13 protein-coding genes are annotated in these 18,496 nt (G+C 66.9%); 1 reads left to right on the forward strand and 12 read right to left on the reverse strand.

From position 1 onward, the window contains the following. Positions 1 to 11: 11 nt before the first annotated feature. The 9 genes from HNQ66_RS10415 to HNQ66_RS10455 all read right to left on the reverse strand — a co-directional run bounded on the left by HNQ66_RS10415 (position 12) and on the right by HNQ66_RS10455 (position 11,803). Positions 12 to 737 carry an ABC transporter ATP-binding protein gene (locus tag HNQ66_RS10415; protein ID WP_184143825.1) on the reverse strand — a complete coding sequence of 242 codons (726 nt, stop codon included), beginning with the start codon at positions 735 to 737 and terminating at the stop codon, positions 12 to 14. Next, positions 737 to 1,621 (reverse strand): ABC transporter ATP-binding protein, encoded by an 885-nt coding sequence (locus HNQ66_RS10420; RefSeq protein ID WP_184143827.1) that lies wholly within the window; start codon positions 1,619 to 1,621, stop codon positions 737 to 739. The genes HNQ66_RS10415 and HNQ66_RS10420 overlap by 1 nt, the downstream gene beginning before the upstream one ends. Beyond that, on the reverse strand, positions 1,621 to 3,012 hold the full coding sequence (gene livM, locus HNQ66_RS10425; protein WP_184143829.1) for a high-affinity branched-chain amino acid ABC transporter permease LivM: 1,392 nt from the start codon (positions 3,010 to 3,012) through the stop codon (positions 1,621 to 1,623). The genes HNQ66_RS10420 and livM overlap by 1 nt, the downstream gene beginning before the upstream one ends. 3 nt (positions 3,013 to 3,015) lie before the next feature. Next, complete coding sequence (locus HNQ66_RS10430) at positions 3,016 to 3,918, reverse strand: branched-chain amino acid ABC transporter permease (RefSeq protein WP_184143832.1); 903 nt, start codon at positions 3,916 to 3,918, stop codon at positions 3,016 to 3,018. Between the two features lie 285 nt (positions 3,919 to 4,203). Continuing rightward, positions 4,204 to 6,630 carry a GcvT family protein gene (locus tag HNQ66_RS10435; RefSeq protein WP_184143834.1) on the reverse strand — a complete coding sequence of 809 codons (2,427 nt, stop codon included), beginning with the start codon at positions 6,628 to 6,630 and terminating at the stop codon, positions 4,204 to 4,206. A gap of 122 nt (positions 6,631 to 6,752) precedes the next feature. Beyond that, entirely contained in the window at positions 6,753 to 7,307 is a 555-nt protein-coding gene (locus HNQ66_RS10440; protein ID WP_184143836.1) for a sarcosine oxidase subunit gamma, read from the reverse strand. A gap of 10 nt (positions 7,308 to 7,317) precedes the next feature. Continuing rightward, the gene (locus tag HNQ66_RS10445; RefSeq protein WP_184143838.1) at positions 7,318 to 10,272 is read right to left on the reverse strand and encodes a sarcosine oxidase subunit alpha family protein; all 2,955 of its coding nucleotides are present in this window, start codon (positions 10,270 to 10,272) and stop codon (positions 7,318 to 7,320) included. Further along, positions 10,269 to 10,544 (reverse strand): sarcosine oxidase subunit delta, encoded by a 276-nt coding sequence (locus HNQ66_RS10450; RefSeq protein WP_184143839.1) that lies wholly within the window; start codon positions 10,542 to 10,544, stop codon positions 10,269 to 10,271. Before HNQ66_RS10450 ends, HNQ66_RS10445 begins: the two co-directional genes overlap by 4 nt. A gap of 8 nt (positions 10,545 to 10,552) precedes the next feature. Next, positions 10,553 to 11,803, reverse strand: coding sequence for a sarcosine oxidase subunit beta family protein (locus HNQ66_RS10455; RefSeq protein WP_184143841.1), 1,251 nt, complete (start codon positions 11,801 to 11,803; stop codon positions 10,553 to 10,555). A 173-nt stretch (positions 11,804 to 11,976) separates the two neighbouring features. Between HNQ66_RS10455 and cysQ the strand changes: the two genes are divergently transcribed. Further along, positions 11,977 to 12,774 carry a 3'(2'),5'-bisphosphate nucleotidase CysQ gene (gene cysQ / locus HNQ66_RS10460; protein ID WP_380778694.1) on the forward strand — a complete coding sequence of 266 codons (798 nt, stop codon included), beginning with the start codon at positions 11,977 to 11,979 and terminating at the stop codon, positions 12,772 to 12,774. 220 nt (positions 12,775 to 12,994) lie between these two features. Here cysQ and HNQ66_RS10465 read toward each other — a convergent pair whose 3' ends face one another. From HNQ66_RS10465 to HNQ66_RS10475, 3 genes are read right to left on the reverse strand one after another with little or no spacing between them, the layout of a single operon-like run. Further along, positions 12,995 to 16,084, reverse strand: coding sequence for an efflux RND transporter permease subunit (locus tag HNQ66_RS10465; RefSeq protein ID WP_184143843.1), 3,090 nt, complete (start codon positions 16,082 to 16,084; stop codon positions 12,995 to 12,997). Further along, positions 16,081 to 17,157, reverse strand: a complete 1,077-nt coding sequence (locus HNQ66_RS10470) for an efflux RND transporter periplasmic adaptor subunit (protein WP_184143844.1) — start codon at positions 17,155 to 17,157, stop codon at positions 16,081 to 16,083. Before HNQ66_RS10470 ends, HNQ66_RS10465 begins: the two co-directional genes overlap by 4 nt. Then, positions 17,154 to 18,224: an efflux RND transporter periplasmic adaptor subunit gene (locus tag HNQ66_RS10475; RefSeq protein WP_184143845.1), complete on the reverse strand. Its 1,071-nt coding sequence runs from the start codon at positions 18,222 to 18,224 to the stop codon at positions 17,154 to 17,156. The genes HNQ66_RS10470 and HNQ66_RS10475 overlap by 4 nt, the downstream gene beginning before the upstream one ends. Between the last annotated feature and the right edge of the window lie 272 nt (positions 18,225 to 18,496).

Genomic DNA, 18,496 nt, shown 5'->3' on the forward strand with positions numbered 1-18,496 from the left:
CTAGACCCGCCTCAGTGCCTGCCGCCTTCGAGATAGGCCGCGCGCACTTCCGGATTGGCCAGAAGCTCCTTGCCCGAACCGCTCATCGTCACCTGCCCGTTGACCATCACATAGGCCCGGTGGGAGAGTTTCAGGGCGGCGAAGGCGTTCTGCTCGACGAGGAACACGGTCAGGCCCTGCTCCTCGTTCAGCACCTTGATCGCGTCGAAGATGCCCTTGACGATCAGCGGCGCGAGGCCGAGCGACGGCTCGTCGAGAAGCAGGAGCTTCGGGCGCGCCATCAGCGCGCGGCCGATGGAGAGCATCTGCTGCTCGCCACCCGACAGCGTGCCGCCGCGCTGGCTCTGGCGTTCTTTCAGGCGCGGGAAGAGCGTGAAGATCTTCTCCACGTCCTCGTCGAAATACTTCAGGTTGTCGAGGCTCGCCCCCATCTGGAGGTTCTCGTACACCGTCATGCGCGGGAAGATGCGGCGCCCTTCCGGCGACTGGGCGATGCGCCGGCGCGCGATCATGTGCGTCGGCAGGCGCGTGATGTCCTCGCCGTCGAAGGTGATCGTGCCGGAGCGGGCCTGCGGGCTGCCGCAGATGGTCATCATGAGGGTCGACTTGCCGGCGCCGTTCGCGCCGATCAGCGAGACGATCTCGCCCTTGTTGACCTCGACATTGACACCGGCGAGCGCGCGGATGTTGCCGTAGTAGGTTTCCACGGCACTGACGCTGAGAAGCGCATCACTCATCAGTGCGTCCCTCCCTGCGTCTCTTCGATCTCTTCGATTTCCTCGATCACCTCTTCGACCTCATCATCTTCGACACCGAGATAGGCCGCGATAACCTTCGGATCGTTCTTCACATGCTCCGGCGTGCCGTCGGAGATCTTCTGCCCGTATTCGAGCACGACGACGTGGTCGGAGATTTCCATGACGACCGACATGTCGTGCTCGATGAGCAGGATCGACGTGCCGCTGTCCTTGCGGATGGAGCGCAGGAGCTCGTTGAGCGCCAGCGACTCGCGCGGGTTGAGGCCGGCTGCCGGCTCGTCGAGGCACAGGAATTCCGGCCCCGTGCACATGGCGCGGGCGATTTCCAGGCGCCGCTGCGCGCCGTAGGGCAGGTCGCCCGCCGGGTCGTCGGCGCGCTCGATGAGGTTTGCCTTCTCCAGCCAGTACTTGGCGATCTCGATGGATTCGGCCGAGGCCTTCTTGTAGGCCGGAAAACCGAGCAGGCCGAGGAACGTGTAGCCGGAGGCCTTCATCAGCATGTTGTGCTGGGCGACGAGCAGGTTTTCCAGAACCGTCAGGCCCGAGAACAGGCGGATGTTCTGGAAGGTACGCGCCACCTTGGCATCGCGGGTGATCTCGAAGTCGGCCATGCGCTCCAGCAGGAACTCGCGGCCGCCCTTCTGGCGCATGATGATCATGCCCATGGTCGGCTTGTAGAAGCCGGTCACGCAGTTGAAGACCGTGGTCTTGCCGGCGCCGTTCGGGCCGATGAGCGCCGTGATCTCGCCGCGCTGGGCTTCGAAGGAGAAGTCGTTGATGGCCATCAGGCCGCCGAAGCGCATCGACAGATGCTCGACTTTGAGGATTGGATCGTTCGTCATCGTATTCGTCCCGGGCGCCATCAGCCGTGCCCTTCCGTGGTGAAGCTGCTGGAGACGGCCTTGCGTTCCTTGAGGAAGGCGGTCGGCTCGCGGCTTCCGACGAAGCCGCGCGGTTTCCAGACCATGACGACGACCATGGCGAGACCGAAGATCAGCATGCGGTAGAGTTCCGGGGTGAAGTCCGGCCCGAAGATGGCCTTCAGGAAGGTCATTTCGCGCAGCAGCTCCGTGCCGCCGACCATGACCACCGCGGCGATCGCGATGCCGACGAGCGAGCCCATGCCGCCGAGGACCACGATGGACAGGATGATCGCCGATTCCAGGAACACGAAGCTCTCCGGGGAGACGAAGCCCTGGCGCACGGCGAAGAAGGAGCCGGCGAAGCCGCCGAACATGGCGCCGGTGGCAAAGGCCGTCAGCTTGGTCGTCACCGTGTTGATGCCGAGCGAGCGGCAGGCGATCTCGTCTTCGCGCAGCGCTTCCCAGGCGCGGCCGATCGGCATGCGGCGCAGGCGGATCGTCACATAGGCGGTGAGCAGCGCCAGCGCCAGGATGAGATAGAAGAGGAAGATCTTGTAATAGGCCGAGGACATCGGCAGGCCGAAGGCCTTGGCGAAGTAGTTCGGCGCGCCGACGTCGAAGGACCAGATGCCGAAGACGGAGGCCTTCGGAATGCCCGAGACGCCGAAGGTGCCCCGCGTCACGTCCGTCCAGTTGATGAGGACGAGGCGGATGATCTCACCGAAGGCGAGCGTCACGATGGCGAGGTAGTCGCCCTTGAGGCGCAGCACCGGGAAGCCGAGGATGATGCCCCAGAAGGCGGCGAGGATGCCGGCGAGCGGCAGGAGCGCCCAGAAGGACAGGCCGAACTGCTGCGAGAGCAGCGCGTAGGAATAGGCGCCGACCGCGTAGAAGGCGACGTAGCCGAGGTCAAGCAGGCCGGCAAGGCCGACCACGATGTTGAGGCCCCAGGCGAGCATCACGTAGATGAGGATCTGGATGCCGAAGTTGTCGACCCATTTCAGCGAGCCCTGCACGCCGAAGATCGCGACGGCGATAAACGGGTAAACCAGCAGGAACGCGATGGCGATCTTGCTGAAGTTGCGCCTGAAGAAGCCTTCCTGCTCCTCCGTCACCGGCTTTGCCGAGGCGGAAGCCTTGCGGGCCTCGAGCCGGGGGCGGATATAGGCGACCATCAGGAAGCGGCCGACGGCGGCAACGGCGACGAAGATCGCAAGCAGGCCCCAGCGCTGGTTCAGCACCAGTTCGTTGCGGATGTTCTGCGTGGTCTCGAGGCCGACGAAAAGGACGAAGAGGCCGAGGGAGACGAGACCGGCGAACACGCCCTCGCGCAGAGCCCGCGCCGTCAGGTTCCCGCCGGCGCTCTCATGTGTATTCGAAATGTTGGACATGGATCAAACCTTCTCGACTTCCGGTCGTCCGAGAATACCGGACGGCTTGAAGATCAGGACGATGGCGAGGATGGAGAACGTCGCGACGTCCTTGTAGTCGATGGTGAAATAGGCGGACCACAGGCTCTCGATGAGGCCGATGAGCATGCCGCCGAGAACGGCGCCCGGAAGCGAGCCGATACCGCCCAGGACCGCGGCCGTGAAGGCCTTGACGCCCGGGATGAAGCCGTCGGTGAAGACGGTCACGCCGTAGTACATCAGGTACATGGTGCCGGCGACGGCAGCGAGCGAGGCGCCCATGATGAAGGTCACGGAGATCGTCCGGTCGACGTCGATGCCGAGCAGGGCGGCCATCTTGCGGTCCTGTTCGGTGGCGCGCTGGGCGCGGCCGAGCGCGGTCTTGTTGACCACGTACCAGAAGATGGCAAGCAGCACGACCGTCAGCACCATGATGATGATCTGCTTGAGCGAGATCGCGATGCCGAAGACGTTGTAGACCGAGGAGACCATCGGCGGGATCGGCTTGTTGCGCGGCCCCTGCGTCACCTGGATGAAGTTGGACAGCGTGATCGACATGCCGATGGCGGTGATCAGCGGCGCGAGGCGGAACGAGCCGCGCAGCGGCCGGTAGGCCATCTTCTCGATGGTCCAGTTCCACAGCGATGCCGTCAGCATGGCCGCGATGATCATGACCAGCAGCAGGAGGACGACCGGAAGGCCGACGAACACGCTGGTCAGGATCAGGAAGGTGATGAGAGCGGCGAATCCGCCGAGCATGAAAATATCGCCATGGGCGAAGTTGATCATGCCGATGATGCCGTAAACCATGGTGTAGCCGATGGCTATCAGACCATAAATCGAACCAAGCGTCAGCCCGTTGACGAGCTGCTGGACGAAATACTCCATATGTAATCCCCCGGATGCGGTTCCCTGAGGGCCGCATCTCTTGTTCTTGCCCGCTCATTTTTGAGCTTGTTAGACGATGCGGATTTCATACCGCTTTCGAGGCAAAAGGGAAGCCCAAAATGCCCGGATCGACAATTTCTTTGTCAGGAAAGGTTAAATGGCGCATTTAACGCCGCAGAAACCAAAAAATCGGCAGCAAAAACGCCCGTTTGCCCAAAAATACGCATGCCGGCGGGCAGACGCGATGTGCCGTTTTGGGACACCGTTTCCGCCCCGGATGGCGAGTCAGCCGCGCATCCTGACACCCGAAGGATCGAAGAGCGGTTCGGCCTGAAGGCGGGCCGGCAGCATCTTCCCGAGCAGCTCGATCGACCACCCGGCCTTAACGTCGGCGATCTCCTTCGGCACGTAGCCGATCGCCACGGAAACGCCCGCGGCATGGGCAAAGCCGCCCGACGTCACCCAGCCGCACACCGCGCCGTCGAGGTAGATCGGCTCGTCGCCGATGACGTCGGCATCCTCCGCGTCCACGATGAAGGTGAGCAGCCGCATCGCGCCGCCGCTTTCCCGCTCGGCCTTCGCCGCCGACTTGCCGATGAAATCGGCCGCCTTGCCCGTCGCCACGAAGCGGTCCAGCCCCGCCTCCAGCGGCCCGTAGAGCGGGCGGTATTCGCGCGCCCAGCTTCCGTAGGATTTTTCGAGGCGCAGGGCATTCAGCGCCCGGAGGCCGAAGAGGCGGATGCCGAAATCGGCGCCGGCTTCGAGGAGGCGGTCGTAGAGGTAGCGCTGGTATTCCGGCTTCATCCAGATCTCGTAACCGAGGTCGCCGGTATAGCTGACGCGCCCGACGATGGCGGGCGCCATGCCGAGGTCCATCTTCCCGACCGCCATGAAGGGAAAGGCGTCCGCCGAAAGGTCCCGGTGCGTCAGCTTTTGCAGCACCTCCCGCGCCCGCGGCCCGGCGACGGCGAGGCCGACGAGCGAGAGGCCGAGGGCTTCGAGCGACACCGAGCCGTCCGCCGGAAGGTGCCGTTCGAACCAGCGCATGTGGTAGTCCTCGGCAATGCCCGAGCCGACGAGGAGGAAATCCCCCTCCCCGAGCTTGGCGAGCGTGAAGTCGCCGATGAGCTTGCCGTCCTCCTTCAGCATCGGCGCCAGCGTCATGCGGCCGGTCGCCGGGATGCGGCAGGCGAGCAGCCGGTCGAGGAAGGCTTCCGCCCCGCTGCCCTTCACCGCATATTTGGCAAAGCCCGAGGTCTCCATCAGCCCGACGCCCGCGCGCACGGCCTTCGCCTCCGCGCCGACCGTCTCGAAATCCGTCGAGCGGCGCCAGGAGAAGCTATCCGCAACGCCCTCGGGCGCGAACCACAGCGCCTGTTCGAGGCCGTAGGAGGCACCGAACACGGCGCCCGCCGCCTTCAGCCGGTCGTAGATCGGCGTCGTCAGCAGCGGCCGGGCGGCCGGCAGCTCCTCGTTCGGATAGCGGATCGAGAAGCGGCGCGAATAGTTCTCGCGCACTTTCGCATTGGTATAGGCGAGCGTGGCGTAGTCGCCGTAGCGGCAGACGTCCATGGCGAAGACATCGAAGCCGGGATCGCCGTGGATCATCCAGTTGGCGAGCGCAAGGCCGACGCCGCCGCCCTGGCTGAAGCCCGCCATCACCGCGCAGGCCGACCAGAAGTTCGTCATGCCGCGCACCGGCCCGACGAGCGGGTTGCCGTCCGGCGAGAAGGTGAAGGGGCCGTTGATGACCTTTTTGATGCCGGCCCTGTTGAAGGCCGGGAAGTGGCGGAAGCCGACCTCCAGCTCGGGCGTGATGCGCTCGATGTCCTCTTCCAGCAGCTCGTGGCCGAAGCTCCACGGCGTCGTCAGCGGCGACCACGGGCGGCAGGCCTTCTCGTAGGTGCCCATCAGCATGCCGTTGCGCTCCTGCCGCAGATAGATCTCCCCGTCGAAGTCGACGCAGTGCATCAGCTCCTTGCCGCGCGTGCGGTTGAACTCGATCACCTCCGGCATGTCCTCGGTGATGAGGTACATGTGCTCCATGGCGAGCACCGGCAGCTCCAGCCCCACCATGCGGCCGATCTCGCGCGCCCAGAGCCCGCCGCAGTTGACGACGTGCTCGGCGACGATCTCGCCCTTGTCGGTGATGACGCGCCAGCTCCCGTCCGCGCGCTGCACAAGGTCTTCCACCCTGGTGTGCAGGTAGATCTCCGCGCCGTTCCTCTTCGCCGATTTCGCATAGGCATGCGTGGTGCCGTAGGGATCGAGATGGCCTTCGACCGGGTCGAACACCGCGCCGACGAACTGGTCGGGATCGAGCAGCGGCATCAGGTCGTGCGCTTCCTTCGGGCTGAGGAGATGGGCTTCAAGGCCCATGTAGCGCCCCTTGGCAAGGATCGACTTCATCCAGTCGAAGCGCTCCTTCGTCGCCGCCAGCATCATGCCGGCTGTCATGTGCAGGCCGATGTCCTGGCCGGAATAGTCCTGGATCTCCTTGTAGAGCTCGACCGTGTATTTCTGCAGCTTGGCGACGTTCGGGTCGCCGTTGATCGTGTGCATGCCGCCGGCCGCATGCCAGGTTGAACCGGAGGTGAGCTCCGAGCGCTCGACGAGCACCGCGTCGGTCCAGCCGAATTTCGTGAGATGGTAGAGGACGGAGCAGCCGACCACGCCGCCCCCGATGACGACGACCCTTGCATGGCTCTTCATGAAAAACTCCGGCGCTCGGCGGGTTGAGGAAAAGGGCTGCTGCAAACGGTTGCAGCCTATTTCGTCCTCCGGATACCCGGCAAGCCCGCCGTGCGAAGCGCCATGTCGCTCCGGCGATTTTGTCAGCGCGTGTCGAAGTCCACCGACAGCTCGTGGCTGCGCGCCATGACCTTGAGATCGTCCACCAGCGCGCCGGCAAAGCTGCGCGTGACGACGATGCCGAACCGATCCCCGCCGGTGCGGGCAAGGTTCACCGACAGGTGGTTGCAGAGCACGTTCGCGGCCCGGCCGACCGGGAAGGCATCGATATGCAGGTCGGCGCCGATACCGTTCGCAAGGATGCGGGCGGCATCCGGGCCGGCGAGCGTCAGCGCGACGCGGCCATGGCTCTGGTCGACCACGAAGGCGAAATCGCCGAGCCGGACGGAAAGCTCGGCGCCGAGCGTTTCCGGCGCATGCACGTCGGAAAGGACCAGCCATTCGCCGGGCGCGACGAAACGCGCCTCGAATTCGCCGCTCGCAACGAGGATCCCCGCCGCCTCGGCCGCGCGACCCGGCGCGGCGAGCACGGATGCGATCGCGCTCGCACGGTGGACGGAAAGGTGGTTCGCCCGCCGCTCGGAAACCGCCCCGATCGTGCCTTCCAGCGCATGGACCGTCTGGTAGTCGTAAGCCATCGCCCTCACCTCACGCCATCAGCTTGCGGTTTTCCGGATCGACGAAGACCGGATCGCAGACTTCCGCCGCCGTCTCGACGCCGCGCAACTTGTCCCAGACGACGATCTTCTCGCCGTAGCGCTCGCGCCCGGATTTCAGGAAGGCGAGCGCGATATGCCCGCCGAGCGTCGGGGAGAAGCAGGCGGAGCTCACCCAGCCCTGGTCGTTCAGCGTCGAGGGCTTCGCCCCGTCCTTCAGGAGGTGCGCGCCCGCACGCATGTCCTTGTCCGCCTCCACGGCTTTCAGGCCGACGAGCTGCGCCCGGTCGGCCGCCGTCAGGCCGAAGCGGGTGGAAAGCCGCTTGCCGATGAAATCCGGCTTGCCGGTCGCCATCATGCGGCCGAGGCCGGCGTCGTCCGGCGTCACGCGGCCGTCGAATTCGGCATGGGTCACATGGCCCTTCTCGATGCGCAGCACGTTCAGCGCCTCCAGGCCATAGGCGCAGATGCCGTGCGGCGCGCCCGCCCGCATGATCGCATCCGCCACCGCCTCGCCGAAGCCCGCCGGCACCGCAAGCTCGTAGGCAAGCTCGCCGGAGAAGGAGATGCGGAAGAGCCGGGCCTTGAGGTTGCCTTTCAGGCGCACCTCGCGGGCGGCAAGGAAGGGGAAGGCCGCGTCGGAAAGATCGTCCTCGACCAAGGCTTGCAGGATGGCGCGCGCCTTCGGCCCGGCAAGCGACATCTGCGCCCATTGGTCGGAGACGGAAAGGAAGCGCACGCCGAGCTCCGGCCAGAGCACCTGCGCGGCGAATTCCATGTGCGCGAGCGTGCCGGCCGCCATGCCCGTCGTCGTGGTGAGAAGGAAATGCTCTTCGCCGAGCCGGCTCACCGTGCCGTCGTCGTAGACCATGCCGTCCTCGCGCAGCATCAGGCCGTAGCGCGCCTTGCCGACGGGCAGCTTGAGAAGCGGATTGCAATAGAGCCGGTTGAGGAACTCGGCCGCATCCGGACCGAAGACCTCGATCTTGCCGAGGGTCGAGACGTCGCAGAGCCCGGCATGCTCGCGCACGGTGCGCACCTCGCGGTCGACGCTTTCGCGCCAGGTCTTCTCGCCCGCTTTCGGGAACCAGGCGGAGCGATACCAGAGCCCGGCATCGATGAAGGCCGCGCCGTTGCGGGCCGCCCAGCCGTGCAGCGGCGAGCGGCGCACCGGCATGGCATGCTCGCCGACGGAGGTGCCGGCAAGCGCACCGAAGGAGACGGGCGTATAGAACGGCCGGAAGGTCGTGGTGCCGACCTCGGCGGGGCTCACCCCGCGCATGGCGGCGAGAATGCCGACGGCGTTGATATTGCCGAGCTTGCCCTGGTCGGTCGCCATGCCGCTCGTCGTGTAGCGCTTGGCGTGCTCGACATGGCCGAAGCCCTCGCGCACGGCAAGGCCGAGATCCCGGGTATGCACGTCGTTCTGGAAATCGACGAAGGCCTTGGATTTCGCACCCGGCACATGCCAGAGCGCGGTGAAGGACGGATCGGTCTCCTCGCCAACGACGGGACGCTCGAACCCCGCTGCCGTCCGCCCCAGCGCCTCAACGACGGCGGCGGCCTTGCGCGCACCGTCCTCCAGGCATTCGGCGAGGCGGTAGAGCCCGGCCGCGGCGCCCGCCGTCACGAGGCCGGAAACATCCGGCGCGAGGAAGGCCTGCAAGGCCTCCGACCAGACCGGCCTGCCGCCGCGCTGGCAGGCAAGGTGGATGACCGGGCTCCAGCCGCCCGACATGGCGAGCGCGTCGCAGGCGATCAGCTCCTCGAAGCCGCCGCGATCGGCCACCAGCGCGCGGATGCGCTGCCGCCCCTTCGTGTCGACGACCGAGCCGCCGCGGATGAGCCGCACGCCCTCGGGCGCGGCATCCGCCGCTTCCCGGCGGCTGTCGATGAGCGCGGCGATGCCGACGCCCTGTGCGGCAAGGTCGCGCGCCGTGCGGTAGCCGGAAGAGCCGTTGGTGAAGATGGCGACCGATTTGCCGGCGGCGACGCCGTAGCGGTTGGCATAGGTCGCCACGGCATCCGCCGTCATCACGCCCGGCCGGTCGTTGCCGCCGAAGACCAGCGGCCGTTCCTCCGCGCCGGTGGCGAGGATCGCCCGCTTCGCCGCGATGCGCCAGACGCGCTCGACCGGGCGGGCGGGGTCCACCGCCGCGCTGTGCTTCTGCACGCGCTCGACCGCGCCGAAGATATTGTCGTCGTACCAGCCGAAGACGGTGGTGCGCGGCAGGAGCGTGACGTTCGGGTGGCCGTGCAATTCCTCGACCGCCCGGCGGGCGAAGACGACGGGCGCCTCGCCGTCGAGCCGCATCGTTTCCGAAAGCAGCGCGCCGCCAAGGAGGAAATCCTGCTCGGCGAGGATGACGCGCAGGCCCGAGCGCGCTGCGACCAGCGCCGCGGCAAGGCCCGTCGGCCCGGAGCCGACGACGAGGAGGTCGCAATGCGCCCAGCTCTTCTCGTACGCGTCCGGATCGGGCGAAAGCGCCGTGCGGCCAAGCCCGGCGGCGCGGCGGATCAGCGGCTCGTAGACCTTCTCCCAGAAGGCCGAGGGCCACATGAAGGTCTTGTAGTAGAAGCCCGCCGACAGGAAGCGTGCAAGCCTGTCGTTGACCGCGCCGAGATCGAAGGCGAGGCTCGGCCAGCGGTTCTGGCTCACGGCGGCGAGCCCGTCGTAAAGCTCGGCGACCGTCGCGCGGGTGTTCGGGTCGCGCCGCGCGCCGGTGCCGACGGTGACGAGCGCATTCGGCTCGGACGGGCCGGCCGTCACGATGCCGCGCGGGCGATGGTACTTGAAGGAGCGGCCGACGAGCAGCCGGTCGCTGGCAAGCAGCGCCGAGGCAAGCGTGTCGCCGGGATGGCCGGAAAGGCTCGCGCCGTCGAAGGAAAAGCCCAGCGTGTGGCTGCGGTCGATAAGGCCGCCGGAGGCAAGGCGATAGGCGGTCATCGCGCGCCTCCCCGGCTTTCAGTGGCATCGGTGACCGCGAAGACCTCATGGGTGAAGTTGTCGCGCTCCACGACGAGCCAGCGCCGGCAGCCGCTCACATGCTGCCAGTGCTCGCGGATGCGCCCGCGCGGATTGGCGCGCACATGCGCGTAGTCGTTCCACGCCTCGTCGGGCGCCATCGGCGCGGGGCGGACGGGCGTGGCGTCGCCGCGGATGGAGAATTCTTCCTTGGGACGCGTTCCGCAATGTGGACAGGTAATCAGGCTGGCCATGGCTGAGCTCAATGCAGGTTCGGCTGGGTGCCCGCACCCGCCTCGTCGATGGGAAAACCGCGCTCGAAGCGGTCGAGCCTCAGCGCGCGGGCCACATGATGACTCTCGCCCCGGGCGATGAGATGGGCAAAGCAGAAGCCGGAGGCGGGCGTCGCCTTGAAGCCGCCGTAGCACCAGCCGCAATTGAGGTAGAGGTTCTCGATGGACGTACGGTCGATGATGGGCGAACCGTCCATCGACATGTCCATGACGCCGCCCCAGCTTCGCAGCACGCGCACGCGCGAAAGGCCCGGGATCATCGTCACCCCCTCCTCCATGACATGCTCGGCGGTCGCAAGGTTGCCGCGCTGGGCATAGGAGGAATAGCCGTCGATCTCCGCGCCGAAGACGAGGCCGCCCTTGTCCGACTGGGAAATGTAGAAGTGCCCCGCGCCGTAGGTGATGACATGGTCGATGCAGGGTTTCAGCCCCTCGGTGACGAAGGCCTGCAGGACGTGGCTTTCCAGCGGCAGCTTCAGCCCGGCCATCGTGCCGACGCGCGAGGTGTTGCCGGCGGCGGCGAGCGCCAGCCTGTTGCAGCCGATGAAGCCCTTCGTCGTCTCGACGCCGGTCACGAGGCCGTTCTCCCGGCGGATGCCGGTGACCTCGCAGTTCTGGATGAGGTCGACGCCGAGCCGGTCCGCCCCGCGCGCAAAGCCCCAGGCAACCGCGTCGTGCCGCGCCGTGCCGGCCCGCCGCTGCAAAAGGCCGCCGACGATGGGAAAGCGCGCATGGTCGAAATTGAGGAAGGGCAGCATCCTCTTCAGCGTCTCGCGGTCGAGCTGCTCGGCCGCCACGCCCTCCATCATCATCGCGTTGCCGCGCCGCGTATAATGATCGCGCTGGCTGTCGTTGTGGTAGAGGCTGATGATGCCGCGCTGCGAGAGCATGACATTGTAGTTCAGTTCCCGCTCCAGCCCTTCCCAGAGCTTCAGCGAGAATTCGTAGAACGGCTCGTTGCCGGGCAGCATGTAGTTCGAGCGCACGATGGTCGTGTTGCGCCCGACATTGCCGGAGCCGAGATAGCCCTTCTCCACCACCGCCACGTTGCGGATGCCGAATTCGCGGGCGAGGTAATAGGCCGTGGCAAGCCCGTGCCCGCCACCGCCGACGATGATCACGTCGTAATGCGGCTTCGGCTCGGGTTCCCGCCAGACGGGTTTCCAGCCGAGGTTGCCGGCAAGGGCCTGCTTGAAGATGGAAAGGGCGGAGTAGCGCATGCGAAATCCCGGATCAGTCGGCCCACATTCGCATATGCAGCACAAACGGCAAGTCCGCGCAGCGCCGCAGGGGCGACTCTTTCCACATCGTCCTTGCGGAGCGACGTCATGGCATTTGCTTTCCCCCCGCGCCGCGTCTAAGCCATGCGATCATGCAGACGGACCTCACAGCGCTGAAAGACGTGATGGAGACGGCGGCGCTCGCCGCCGCCCGCGCCATCATGGCCGTGCACAGCACCGGGCCCGAGGTGCAGGTCAAGCCGGACAGTTCCCCGGTGACGGAGGCCGACGAGGAGGCCGAGCGGCTGATCCTCGCCGCGCTTGCGGCGCACTTCCCGGATATTCCCGTCGTCGCCGAAGAGGCGGTTGCCGCCGGGCATGTTCCCGATATCTCCGGCGGACTGTTCTTCCTCGTCGATCCGCTCGACGGGACGAAGGAATTCATCGCCGGCCGCGGCGAGTTCACCGTCAACATCGCGCTCATCCGCGACCGCGCGCCGGTCGCCGGCATCGTCCTTGCGCCTGCGCTCGGGAGCGGCTTCGTGGCGGTAGGGAAACGCGCCGAGCGTTTTTCGATGACGGAGGATTTCGCCATCGGCGAGCGCCGCGCAATCGGCTGTCGCGGCTGCGGCCCGGCGCCGACGGCCGTCGCCAGCCGCTCGCACGATACGCCCGAGACGGCGCGCTTCCTCGACGACAACGGCATCGGCGCCTGCACCGCCATCGGCTCGTCGCTGAAATTCTGCCTCGTCGCCGAAGGCCTCGCCGACGTCTACCCCCGCTTCAGCCGCACCATGGAGTGGGATACGGCCGCGGGTGACGCCGTGCTGCGCGCGGCCGGCGGGCGAACATCGACGCTCGACGGCGCACCCCTTGCCTACGGCAAGCGCAACCAGCCTCACGACGCCGACTTCGCCAATCCCAATTTCATCGCCGCAGGCGCAGGGTGGAATGCGCGGACGGGGAGGTGACACTTCCCCCTTCTCTTCCGCCGTTCCCCTCCCTCTTCCCGTCTCCCTCCTGCCTCTCCTCCCTCTTCCCCACTCTCCGACGTCATCCTCGGGCTTGACCCGAGGATCCATACCTCGTCCGCAGTGGGTGCCGCGTGGATGCTCGGGTCAAGCCCGAGCATGACGATGGAGAGGCGGGGCGTCAGGGAGCAGGCAGAGGGCGCGCTCTGTAAGGCTGCCCCTATGCTGCCGGCGTCGCCTCCACCGCCTCGGCCTCCGGCTCCCCGTCCTTGTCCTCCGGCTTGATGCGGAACCAGGCGACGTAGAGCGCGGGCAGGAAGAGCAGCGTCAGCACCGTGCCGACGATGATGCCGCCCATCATGGCGTAGGCCATGGGTCCCCAGAACACCTCGCGCGAGATGGGGATGAGCGCGAGGCTCGCGGCCGCCGCCGTCAGCATGATCGGGCGCATGCGGTGCTGCGTCGCCTCGTGCACGGCATCCCAGGCATGCATGCCCTCGCGCCTCAGGTCCTCGATCTGCACCACGAGGATGACGGAGTTGCGGATGAGGATGCCGATGAGCGCGAGCACCCCGAGGATCGCCACGAAGCCGAGCGGCGCCCCGCTGCCAAGAAGCGCGATCACCACGCCGATGAGGGCGAGCGGAGCCACGGCGAAGACGAGGAAGAGCCGCGAGAAGCTCTGGAGCTGCAGCATGAGGATGGTCGCCATGGCAAAGAGCATCAGCGGCACGACGGCGACGATGGGCGCCTGGCTGTTGGCGCTTTCCTCCACCGTGCCGCCGACCGTGACGTCGTAGCCGGCCGGCATCGCTTCACGGAAGGCGCTGACGTCGTTGTCCATCTGCGAAACGATCGTCGCCGGCTGCACGCCGCCGGCAATGCTCGCCTTGACGGTGATGGTGGGCTGGCGCGAACGGCGCCAGACGACCGGCTGCTCCATCTCGTAGCGGAAGTTGGCGACGGCGGCGAGCGGAACGGAGGTGCCGTTCGCCGTCGGGAGCTGGAGCTGGCGCAGCGTCTCGATGGACTGCCGCTCGCTCGCCCGTGCCCGGCCGATGACGTCGATCAGGTAGACGTCGTCGCGGATCTGGGTGACCGTCGTGCCGCCGACGACGCCGTTGAGCGCCGAGGAGATGTCCTGCGAGGTGACGCCGAGTTGGCGGGCCTTGTCCTGCAGGACGTCGACCTTCACCACCCGCGCCGGCTCGTTCCAGTCGTAGACGATGTCGCCGAGGCGGTCGTTCCTGCCGATGAGTTCGCCGAAGGCGAGCGCCTGCTGGCGCACTTCCTGGATATCCGGGCCGCTGACGCGGTACTGGATGGGCCGGCCGACGGGCGGGCCGATGTCGAGCAGCTTCACCAGCGCATCGGTGCCCGGGAAGGTTTGCCGCAGATAGGCCTGGAGGTCGGCGCGCAGCCGGTCGCGCGCCTCGAGGTCCTTGCTGACGATGACCGTCTGGCCGAAGGCCGGCGACGGCGGCTGCACGTCGAAGGACAGGAGGAAGCGCACCGCACCCTCCCCGACATAGGACGACCAGCGCTCGATATCCGGATTGCCCTTCAGCTTCTCCTCTTCCAGCCTGGCGATCTGCGCGTTGGTCTCGGCAATCGAGGCGTTCTGCGGCAGCGCCCAGTCGATGACGAGCTCCGGCCGGTCGGAGGACGGGAAGAACTGCTCCTGGACGAAGCGCATGCCGAAGACCGAGACGAAGAAGACGAGGACGGTGGCGGCGATGGTCGTCCACTTCCAGCGCATGCAGACGTCGAGAATGCGCTCGAAGAGGCGGGCGAAACGACCCTTCTCCTCATGATGCTTCTTCATCGACTTCGGCAGGATCGTCACGCCGAGCAGCGGCGTGAAGACGACCGCGACGACCCAGGAGACGACGAGCGAGATGGCGATGACGACGAAGAGGCTGAAGGTGAATTCGCCGGCCGCACTGTTGTTGAGGCCGATGGGGATGAAGCCCGCCACCGTCACCAGCGTGCCGGTGAGCATGGGGAAGGCGGTGGAGGTGTAGACATAGGTCGCAGCCTTGCGCAGCGTATCGCCCGCCTCCAGCCGCGCCACCATCATCTCCACGGCGATCATGGCGTCGTCGACGAGAAGGCCGAGCGCGATGATCAGCGCCCCGAGTGAGACGCGCTGCAACGAGATGTCGTCGTAATACATGAAGACGAAGGTGATGCCGAGCGTCAGCGGGATGGAGAGCGCGACGACGAGGCCGGCGCGAAGCCCGAGGCTGACGAAGGAGACGATGAGGACGATGGCGACCGCCTCGAACAGCGCGCGGGTGAAGCCGGACACAGCCTCCTCCACCACCTTCGGCTGGTCGGAGACGAGATGCACGTCGACGCCGACGGGCAGCTCGTTGGAAAGCTGCGCGATTTTCTTTTCCACCGCCGCGCCGAATTCGAGAAGATTCGAGCCCTGCTTCATGCCGATGGCAAGGCCGATGGCCGGCTCGCCGTTGAAGCGGAAGAGCGCGGACGGCGGGTCCTCGTAGCCGCGGGTGATGGTGGCGATGTCGGAGAGGCGGAAGAAGCGGTTGTTGACGCGCAGGTTCACCTCGCGAAGGTTCGCCTCGGAGGCGAACTGCCCGCCGACGCGCACGCTGACGCGCTCGCCGTCGCCCTGCACGACACCGGAGGGAGCAATCGCGTTCTGCGCCTGGAGCGTGGAGACCACCTGCTGGGTGGAAATGCCGAGCGCGGCGAGCTGGCGCGTGGAGAATTCGAGATAGATCACCTCGTCCTGCGCGCCGATGAGGTCCACCTTGCCGATGTTCGGCACGGTGAGGATGCGCGTGCGGGCGTCCTCGACATAGTCGCGGAGCTGGCGCGGCGTCAGCCCGTCGGCGGTGAAGGCGTAGATATTGCCGAAGACGTCGCCGAAGCGGTCGTTGAAGGCGGGGCCGACGACACCGGACGGGAACTCCCCGCGGATGTCGTTGATCATGTTGCGGACGGTCAGCCACGTGCCCGGCACGTCGCGCGCCCGGGTCGTCGGCTTCAGGTTCACGAAGACCAGCGTCTGGCCGGGCGTCGTCACGGAGCGGCTGAAATCGAGGGATTCCAGCTCCTCCAGCTTGCGCTCGATGCGCTCGGTCACCTGCCGCGTCGTCTCCTCCACGGAGGCGCCGGGCCAGGCGGCGCTGATCGTCATCGTCTTGATGACGAAGGACGGATCCTCCTCGCGGCCGAGATTCTGGTAGGTGAAGAAGCCGAGCAGCGCGAAGACGAGCATGAAGTACCAGACGAGCGAGGCATGCTCGAGCGCCCAGTCGGAAAGGTTGAACTTCTTCATAGGCCTGCCTCGTCCGTCATCTTCACTTTCTGGCCTTCCTCAAGGCTGTGCACGCCGGCGGTGACGACGCGGTCGCCCTCCTTGATGCCGCTCGCCACCATCACCAAGGAACCGCTTCTGGCCCCCGTCTCGACGGGCACGAGATGCACCTCGCCCTTCCCGGCATCGACGAGCCAGATATGCGGCTTGCCGTCCTTTTCCAGCACCGCCGTTTCCGGCACGAGAATGCCGGTATGGGCCGGCCCTTCCAGCTCGGCGGTGATCGTCGTGCCGAGCCGCACGGTATCCGGCGGGTCCTCCAGCGCGATCTTGACGCGCCGGGTGCGCGTCACCGCGTCGGCGGAAGGCGCGATCTCGCGCACCGTGCCCTTGACCGTGATGGCCGGGTTGATCTGCAGGGAGACCGTGAAGCGGCTGCCGAGCCCGATGGCCTCAGCCGTCTCGGGAATGTCGACCACCGCGTCCCGCTCGTCCGGCCGGGCGACGGTGACGATGGCGGCGCCGGGCGAAACGGTCTGCCCGACCTCGGCGCCCGTCGCCACGACCACGCCGTCGAATTCGGCGGTGATCTGCGTATAGGAAAGCTGCTCTTCCGCCTTGGTCAGGGCCGTGCGCGCCCGCGTCACGCCGGCATCGGCCGCCTCGCGCGACTGTTCGGCGCTCTCGACGGCGGCCTTGGCCGCGGCGTTCGACTGGAGCAGCGTCTTCTGCCGGTCCTCGGTGGCGACGGCGCTTGCAAGCGTCGCCTCGGCGCTGGAAAGCTCGGCCCGGGCGGAGCGCACGGCAAGCTCATAGGCGGTCGAATCGAGCACGGCGAGCACGTCGCCCTTCTTCACGAGGTCGCCGACATGGACGGTGCGCGAAACGAGCCGGCCGGAAACGCGCGAGCCGAGCGCGGCCTGCACCTTGGCCTGCACCGTGCCGGCAAAGCGGGTGCCGGCGAGCGCCGTCTGCGTGGCGACGGTGAAGAGGACGGGCCGCGGCGGGGCCGCCGCCTCTTCCTCCTTCTTGCAGCCGGCAAGCAGGCTTGCGGCAAGCGCGGCGCTCGCCAGGAGAACGGGAAGCTTCCTCATTGCACGTCTCCTCCGACAGGCGCGACCCTCTGGCCGGGGCGCAGCAGCTTCGTGCCGTCGGCAACGTAAATCTCACCCTCCTCGATGCCGCCGGAAATCAGCGCCGAGCCCGTCTCGTAGGAGAGGACGTCCACGGCGCGCAGGCTGACCGTCTCGCTCGCCTTGTCGACCACCCACAGCGCCGGCTTGCGACCGATGCCGGAAAGCGCCTGCCAGGGCACGACCGCGACGCGCCGCGGCGCGAGCGCGCCGACGCCAACCACGGAGGCGCCGAGCGTCATTTCCGGCGGCGTCCGGTCGAGGCCGATCTTCACCCGCACCGTGCCGGTCGCCGCATCGATGGTTGGCGAGACCTCGCGGACATTGCCCGTGGTACGGACCTTGTCGTCGCTGAGCAGCGTCACCACCACGCCGTCCTTGGAGGGATTGGCGAAGAACAGCGATTCGTAGACGTCGAAGACGGCATCGCGCGGGCCGTTGTCGGCAAGGGTGAACATGGTCTGCGCCGCCTGCGCCACCTGGCCGGCCTCGGCGAGGCGGGCGGTGACGATGCCGTCGGCCGGTGCGCGCAACTCCGTATAGGAAAGCACTTCCCGGGCCGTGTCGCGCTGGGCGACGGCCGCTTCGCGCGCGCTCTCGGCCGTGCGCAGCGCCGTCTCGGCATCGTCGAGGTCGCGCTGGGTGCTGATACCGTCGTTGAGAAGGGATTTCTGCCGGTCGTAATTGGTGCGGGCGAGCTTCAGTTGCGCCTCGGCCGCGCGAACGCCCGCCTCCGCCGCCTCGACATCGGCATGCTGTTCTTCCGGGTCCAGTTCGGCCAGGACCTGGCCTTCCTTCACCGTATCGCCGACATCGACGAACCAGGCGGTGATGCGTCCGCCGACGCGGAAGGAGAGATCCGTCTCCACGCGCGCCGCCACCTCGCCGGTGACGGTGACGGATTGTTCGCGCTCCTCGAAATGCGCCGGCGCGATCCGCACCGGCCGCGCCGCGCCGTCGGCGAAGGCCGGCATGGCGGCGGCCGAAAGCAGCAAGGCCGCAAGCATCACTCTGCCCGATCGGGTCATCGTCGTCTCCACTGTTGCAGAAACCCCATTTAATGTGGGTCCTCATTATATCGCGAAGAGCAGACTGGCAAGCCTTGGTGCCGACTTGCCGCATGGCGAGTGTGGCCAACTCTTGGCGAAAAGCCAATCGGCAAGGTAGTCGCGACGGCAAATTATGATTAAGTCCTGTTTTTCATCGCTTGTCTTATGACTTTCTGCGCCGGACGGGCGAATATGAACCGCTGCGAGAGGGTTGCCTCCCTCTCTCAGCGGCGAGGGTCGGATCGTTGAAT

This window comes from Shinella fusca, from assembly GCF_014203155.1.
GTDB classification, from domain to species: domain Bacteria; phylum Pseudomonadota; class Alphaproteobacteria; order Rhizobiales; family Rhizobiaceae; genus Shinella; species Shinella fusca.